This is a genomic window from Kitasatospora sp. MY 5-36, assembly GCF_001182915.1.
In the GTDB taxonomy this organism is placed as follows: domain Bacteria; phylum Actinomycetota; class Actinomycetes; order Streptomycetales; family Streptomycetaceae; genus Kitasatospora.
The window spans coordinates 1-6,374 of record NZ_LFVW01000652.1 but is presented as its reverse complement, the minus strand read 5'-3'; the positions used below and the strand labels follow the sequence as shown (position 1 = coordinate 6,374).

Below are 6,374 nucleotides of genomic sequence, written 5' to 3'. Positions count from 1 at the left end.
GGCGGTGAGGTAGGGCATCCACACGGCGGCGCCCGGCCGGCGAGGGCGCCGACCACGCCGAGGGCCCGTTCGGCGGCCGTGCGGTGCCGGTCGGAGCCGGTGTACGCGGCGTACGTGAGCAGGGCGCCGGCGGCGGCCGTCCAGCCGGACGGGGTGGCGTTGTCGGTCGGGTCCTGCGGGCGGCGGATCAGCTCCTCGGCGTCGTCGGCGGTGTCGTAGAGCGCGCCGGAGGCCTCGTCGGTGAAGTGCTTGAGCACGGTGTCGAGCAGGCCGCCCGCCAGCTGCAGCCAGGAGGCGTCGCCGGTGACGGCGTACAGCGCGAGGAAGCCCTCGGCGGTGTCCGCGTAGTCCTCCAGCACGCCGGCGTTGGCACCGGCCCGGCCGTCCCGGGAGGTGCGCAGCAGCCGGCCGTCGGGGGTGAGGTGGACGGCGAGCAGCAGGTCGGCGGCGCGTTCGGCGGCCTCGACCAGGTCGGGGCGGTCCAGCAGCGCGCCGGTCTCGGCGAGCGCGGCGACGGCCAGGCCGTTCCAGGCGGCGACCACCTTGTCGTCGCGGGCCGGGGCGGGGCGGGCCGCCCGGGCCTCGGCCAGCCGCGCCCGGATCGTCTCGTACTCGGCGAAGTCCTCGGGGTCGGCGAGGAGTTGGAGCACCGAGGTGCCGTGTTCGAAGGTGCCCTCGGCGGTGACGGTGAACAGCCGGGCCGCGGTGGCCGCGTCGGCGGGGCCGAGCAGGTCGACCAGCTGACCGGGCTCCCACACGTAGTACGCGCCCTCGGCGGACTGCCCGGTCTCCTCGTCCAGGCTGTCGGCGTCCAGGGCGGAGGCGAACGCACCCTCGGGCGTGCGGAGTTCGCGCAGCAGGAAGTCCGCCGTGGAGAGCGCGACCCGGCGGGCCAGGGCCGATCCGGTGGCCCGCCACAGGTGCAGGTAGGCGCGCAGCAGCAGGGCGTTGTCGTACAGCATCTTCTCGAAGTGCGGCACCACCCAGCCGGCGTCCACCGCGTACCGGGCGAAGCCGCCGCCGAGCTGGTCGTGGATGCCGCCGCGGGCCATCGCCTCACCGGTGCGGACGGCCATCTCCAGGGCCGCCTCCGAGCCGGTCCGGGCGTGGTGGCGCAGCAGGAACTCCAGCACCATGGCCGGCGGGAACTTCGGCGCGCCGCCGAAGCCGCCACGGCTCTGGTCGAAGTCCCGGCTGAGGGCCACCAGCGCCTGGTGCAGATCCGCCTCGCCGGGCGGGTTGTGGGCACCGGCCGAGTACACGGCGGCCCGCTGGGCGAGGTCGGCCCGGATCCGTCCGGCGACCTCGCCGACCTCCTCCCGCCGGTCCCGCCAGGCGGCCTCCACACCCTCCAGCACCTGCCGGAAGGACGGCATCCCATGCCGGGGCTGCGGCGGGAAGTAGGTGCCGAAGTAGAACGGCTCCTTGTCGGGCGTGAGGAACACCGTCATCGGCCACCCGCCCTGCCCGGTCGCGGCCTGCACCGCCTCCATGTACACGGCGTCGACGTCCGGCCGCTCCTCCCGGTCCACCTTGACCGGGACGAACCGCTCGTTGAGGTACTCGGCGAGCCCGGCGTCCTCGAAGCTCTCGTGAGCCATGACATGACACCAGTGACACGCGGCGTAACCGACCGACAGCAGAACGGGCACACCGCGGCGCCGCGCCTCGTCGAAGGCCTCCGGCGCCCAGGGCCACCAGTCCACGGGGTTGTCGGCGTGCTTGTCGGCGTGCTGGAGCAGGTACGGCGAGGTCGCATCGGCCAACCGGTTCATACGACCCAGTTTCTCACGAAGCCTCATGCTCCGCGTCGACACCGCACGAACCCTGTCTTCCATGGCGAGGATGCACCTTTGTCCGCAGCGGAGACACACACTTGACAACTCCTGACCCAGCAGCCTGAACCGACTGCCCCGAACTCCTGCGCCGTCGCTGGCTAAGGCTCGGGCGCAGACTTCGGCATCCACCTGGAGGGCGTTTCACCCTGCCGAGCCCCATCTGGCCCACTCCAAACGCGCAGAATGCAGCGAAGCAGGCAGCCCAATCTGCACCCGCACAAAATTCCTCACCCATCAGGCGCTGCGCCTCACATCGCGTGAAGATGTGCACCGCGACAGCAAACGCGGTCGATCCTGTCATCGAGCCCAGCTGGATGGCAGGAGCGTCAGAAGATACTGCCCGCCGGGCCTGGCGGCCTACTTTAAAGGCCTCGACCTGGCGATACAGGCAGGCCGTGCTGGATCACCCGAACCTGCGACAGTCACCCGACTCACAGTCGTGTCGCACATCACTCAGATGCAATGGCTCTGCTTGACTGTCGACGGTCACCCCAAGATCGCCCACGAGAGGGAGACGGATGAATCAGCCACGGCGACAGGGAAAACGAAGCGGCTTGCGACACGAGCTCCCAACAGTTCGAACCCGATTCGTACATCAGATCGAGATCATGCTGGCTGCCGGTCGCAATCCGGGTGTCTTCACGAGTCGACAGCTGGATGTTCCGGGAGTTTCCGATCACCGCAAAGGCCTAGTTACCGCATTCCTCCGCTCATGCGGATTGCTGGTTCGCGGTGGCGGACGTGGCGTTTTCCGCGCCACGACGGCAGCTCGCAGGATCGCCCGGGCCTGGGATCTCAGCGAGGCGCTCGGCCGTCGCGAGCTCGCGATCGTACTGGGGCGCAGCTGGTTCGCCGAGATTGCCCGCCAGGAACTAGGGGAGCACCCTCGACAGCGCGCCGCCTTGGCGGACCGCCTGCTGGAAACCGCCCGCGCGCCGGAAACCCGGCGTGGCGAGGTGGAGATCCTGATCATGTGGCTGCTGGAGGCCCAACTACTTCTTCCCGTATCCGAGGAGTCGGTCGTTTGGAATGCCGATGCCATCCCCCTCGTCGCATCCGATGCATCAGAGGTGACGGCAACCAGAGAGCCAAGGGAGGACGCAACTCGCACGCATTGTGATGAGCTGACAGTCGATAGCGTACTCATCGACAAGTCTCCAAGGACATCCGTACGAGTCGAACCAGGCCTCACCGATGCCGGAGGCGAGCCAAGCATGGACGGAATCGAACTCGAGGAGATGAACGACTCGGTCGTCGGCCCTGCCTCCGATCTCGACTCACATGATGCACAGGATCGATCAGGAACGATCAAATCGTTCAATTCTCACCTGCCAGAAGCTCTTCTTCCCGAAATCCCCTACACCACGGCCGACCGGGCCGGGATCGCCGAGGATGAAATGCTCGACAGTGGACACACCCCCGCTCTTCAGTCGGCCCCAGACGACGGGTCTTCGTCATGGGCTGAAGCAATCCCGCCACAGACAGCGAGGACCTCCATCACCCCTCCCACCAATCCGACATCGCAGTTGGCGACACTCGTCCACCTGAGCGAATTGGCCAACCAGCCCTGGCTCCACGAGCTTCTTCAGCTCAATGAGGAGGAACTGCTCTCCCTACACCGGGGGCTGCGTCGCTTCGTCGACGCCGCTGCAGGAACCAGGAGCAGCGCCATCAAGTTCCAGCCCAAGGCCGTGTAGCCGTACCCACTGATGACCCAGAAGCGAGCCCTGGCGGTAGAGAGCTGGAATTCTGTTCCCGCCAGGGCCCTCCCCCCACCCGCCGACACAGTCTCAGAAGGTGGCATCACTATGCCCTCGCGCAAGACGAGAGCCAGCTATCACGCTAGTAGGAAATCACGCCGGAACCAAAGCGACTCACACCTCCGGGTCTGTCTTTCACTTCCTCCGGCAACCAACTCGTTGACCGTTCGCGGCGAGTTCAGGCCCGACAGGGCGCTACGCCAATCGGCGCCCATGACTCGGTCCACTCACACCATCCGGGCCGATTCCTTGAAGCAGGACCGTCCGGCGTCCTCCAAGTGCAAGTACACGTCTACGGCCACTACTGTCCGGCCAGGGCCAGGAGCGCCTCATCGCTCGCGCCATCGGAAACCACTACGTCTGTGGTCTCCACGACCAGATCACACTCGGACCGGGAACTGGCAGACACGTTTGGCCTCCACCTCAACCTGTGGTGCGCCCCCTCTCAAGGTTCGTCCGAGTCTCCCGCGTCGCCATCGTCTCGGAACGAGACACCCAACGGCCGACCGGTCCACAGACCGCTTGCGTCTCTGGGTGGTGTTGTGGGTACTGGCCACAGGGATTGGCGCCAGCATCGCCGGCCTTCTCACATACATGCTTGTCAGCCGATCCGGCGCTCCACCAGCATCCGCGGAGCTTGCAGGCGTCACCACTTGGACAGCGACCGCCAGGATCTCCCTGGCGTTTCCTTCGGCGATCAAGGCGCTGAGAGACCTGCGGATTTGAGATCCGCCCACCCAGGTGGATGCAACTCTCGCTGCGACAAGTGAGGGCCCCAGCCAGTGACCGACTGGGGCCCTCACCTCCCGCAGTGCATGCCTGGCGCGCTTGAAGTGGCTGCTCTCCCGGCTGCGGGTGGAACCAGTCAGTCGGGAGGATTCCCTGAACCGCAGTGGCGCTGATTCGGAACACCGGCGGGCCGCACAGGCACGAGCACGCGATCGTCGCCGCGCTCGCGCTCCGTGTCCGAGCCCCGTGAGCGTTCTGCCCTCCGACCGGGACGACTGGTCGAAGCTCTGCGGGAAGCGCGTGATCATCAGAGAAGTGTGAACACCGCCGACTACTGGGTTTGCAAGTTCACTGGCACCAGCGGCACACAGCGGAAGCGACCGACAGCAGGACGGGTACGCCGCGGCGCCGCGCCTCCTCGAAGGCCTCCGGCGTCCAGGGCCACCAGTCCACGGGGTTGTCGGCGTGCTTGTCGGCGTGCTGGAGCAGGTACGGCGAGGTCGCGTCCGCGAGACGGTTCGGCATGCCCCCCATCCTCGCGCATCCGGCGGTCGGCGCGCGGCAGGTCAGGCCGGTCCGGACCAGTAGCTGATGCCGAGGTTGGCGTCGAAGGTGCGCATCCGCCCGAGCACCTGGTCGGGGGTCGGGCCGAGGAGTTCGTCGACGATGCGGCCGTCGGCGAGGAAGACGACGCGGTCGGCGTACGAGGCCGCCACCGGGTCGTGGGTGACCATCACGACGGTCTGGCCGAGTTCCCGGACGCACCGGCGCAGCAGCGCGAGGATCTCGGCGGCGGAGCGGGAGTCCAGGTTGCCGGTCGGTTCGTCGGCGAAGACGATCCGGGGCCGGCCGGCCAGCGCCCGGACGCAGGCGACGCGCTGCTGCTGGCCGCCGGAGAGCTGGGCCGGGCGGTGGCCGAGCCGGGCGCCGAGGCCGGCCGCCTCGACCAGGGTGTCCAGCCACTGCCGGTCGGGGGTGCGGCCGGCCAGCGTCAGCGGCAGGGCGATGTTCTCCGACACCGTCAGGGTGGGGATCAGGTGGAAGGCCTGGAAGACGAAGCCCACGTGGTCGCGGCGGAGCCTGGTCAGCTGGCCGTCGCTCAGCCGGGTGAGGTCCGTGTCGCCGATCCGGGCGGCGCCCGAGGTGCAGGACTCCAGTCCGGCGAGGCACTGGAGCAGGGTGGACTTGCCGGAGCCGGACGGGCCCATGATCGCCGCGAACTCCCCCTCCCGGAAGGACACCGAGACCCGCTCCAGTGCCACCACCCGGGCGTCGCCCGACCCGTGCACCTTGGTCAGGTCGACGGCCGACGCGGCGGCCGGGGCGTGGTTCGCGGCGGCCCGGGGGCCTCCGGGACGGGACGGGCCTCCCGCGAGGGACTGGGGCTCGGTCATCGGTGGTGCTCTCCTCGGTTGGACACGGGCTGAGGTCAGGACTGCGGTCTGGGCCGGGGGCCGGGCGGACCGGCGGGCGGGTCGGCGGGCAGGTCGGCGGGTGGCAGCAGGCCGGTGCCGGCGGCCAGCAGGGCGAGGGAGCGGACCGCGAGCTCCCGCCCGGCCGCGGCCGGACGGCCCTGGTGGCCGCCGCTGTCGTGGTGGTCGAGCAGGACCGGTGCCGCCCCGGTGGAGGCCCGTCCGAGCGCCGCGCAGAGCTTCCAGGCGTGCCAGGGCGGCACCCGTGCGTCGTTCGCCCCGGTGGCGAGCAGCACCGCCGGGTAGGCCGTCCCGGGCACCACCCGGTGGTACGGGGAGTAGTCGAGCAGCGCCCGCAGCGCCCGCGGGTCGGCCGGATCGCCGTACTCCTCCGCCCAGAGCCGGCCTAGGCCGCCGACCTGGTAGCGGGCCAGGTCCGTGAGCGGGGCCACGCACACCGCGGCGGACAGCAGACCGGGCTCCCGGGTGAGCGCGGCGGCGACCACCAGCGCCCCGTTGCTGGCGGCCAGTGCGCCCAGCCCGCCGGCCGAGGCCTCGCCGCGTTCGACCAGCATCGCGGCGGCGGCCCGGAAGTCGTCCACGGTGGCGCTCTTGCCGGGGCCCCGGCCGGCGGC

4 protein-coding genes and 2 pseudogenes are annotated in these 6,374 nt (G+C 69.8%); 2 read left to right on the top strand and 4 right to left on the bottom strand.

Features of this window, described 5'->3' with window-relative positions; translation table 11 throughout:
- Window positions 1-1,775, bottom strand: a 1,775-nt coding sequence (locus AE652_RS32785) for a thioredoxin domain-containing protein (RefSeq protein ID WP_049658219.1), incomplete at its 3' end; no start/stop codon positions are given.
- A 671-nt stretch (window positions 1,776-2,446) separates the two neighbouring features.
- Between AE652_RS32785 and AE652_RS46805 the strand changes: the two genes are divergently transcribed.
- Together AE652_RS46805 and AE652_RS48640 are read left to right on the top strand one after the other, a co-directional pair.
- Complete coding sequence (locus tag AE652_RS46805; RefSeq protein ID WP_159028617.1) at window positions 2,447-3,535, top strand: hypothetical protein; 1,089 nt, start codon at window positions 2,447-2,449, stop codon at window positions 3,533-3,535.
- An 882-nt stretch (window positions 3,536-4,417) separates the two neighbouring features.
- Window positions 4,418-4,648: pseudogene (locus tag AE652_RS48640) on the top strand (DNA-binding protein); the annotation flags it as partial.
- A gap of 33 nt (window positions 4,649-4,681) precedes the next feature.
- Here AE652_RS48640 and AE652_RS44375 read toward each other — a convergent pair.
- The 3 genes and pseudogenes from AE652_RS44375 to AE652_RS32775 form a co-directional block, all read right to left on the bottom strand.
- A pseudogene (locus AE652_RS44375) lies at window positions 4,682-4,852 on the bottom strand (DUF255 domain-containing protein); the annotation flags it as partial.
- 41 nt (window positions 4,853-4,893) lie between these two features.
- Window positions 4,894-5,721, bottom strand: a complete 828-nt coding sequence (locus AE652_RS32780) for an ABC transporter ATP-binding protein (protein ID WP_079271858.1) — start codon at window positions 5,719-5,721, stop codon at window positions 4,894-4,896.
- Between the two features lie 35 nt (window positions 5,722-5,756).
- The coding region (locus AE652_RS32775; protein ID WP_049658216.1) for a prolyl oligopeptidase family serine peptidase at window positions 5,757-6,374 on the bottom strand (618 nt) is incomplete at its 5' end.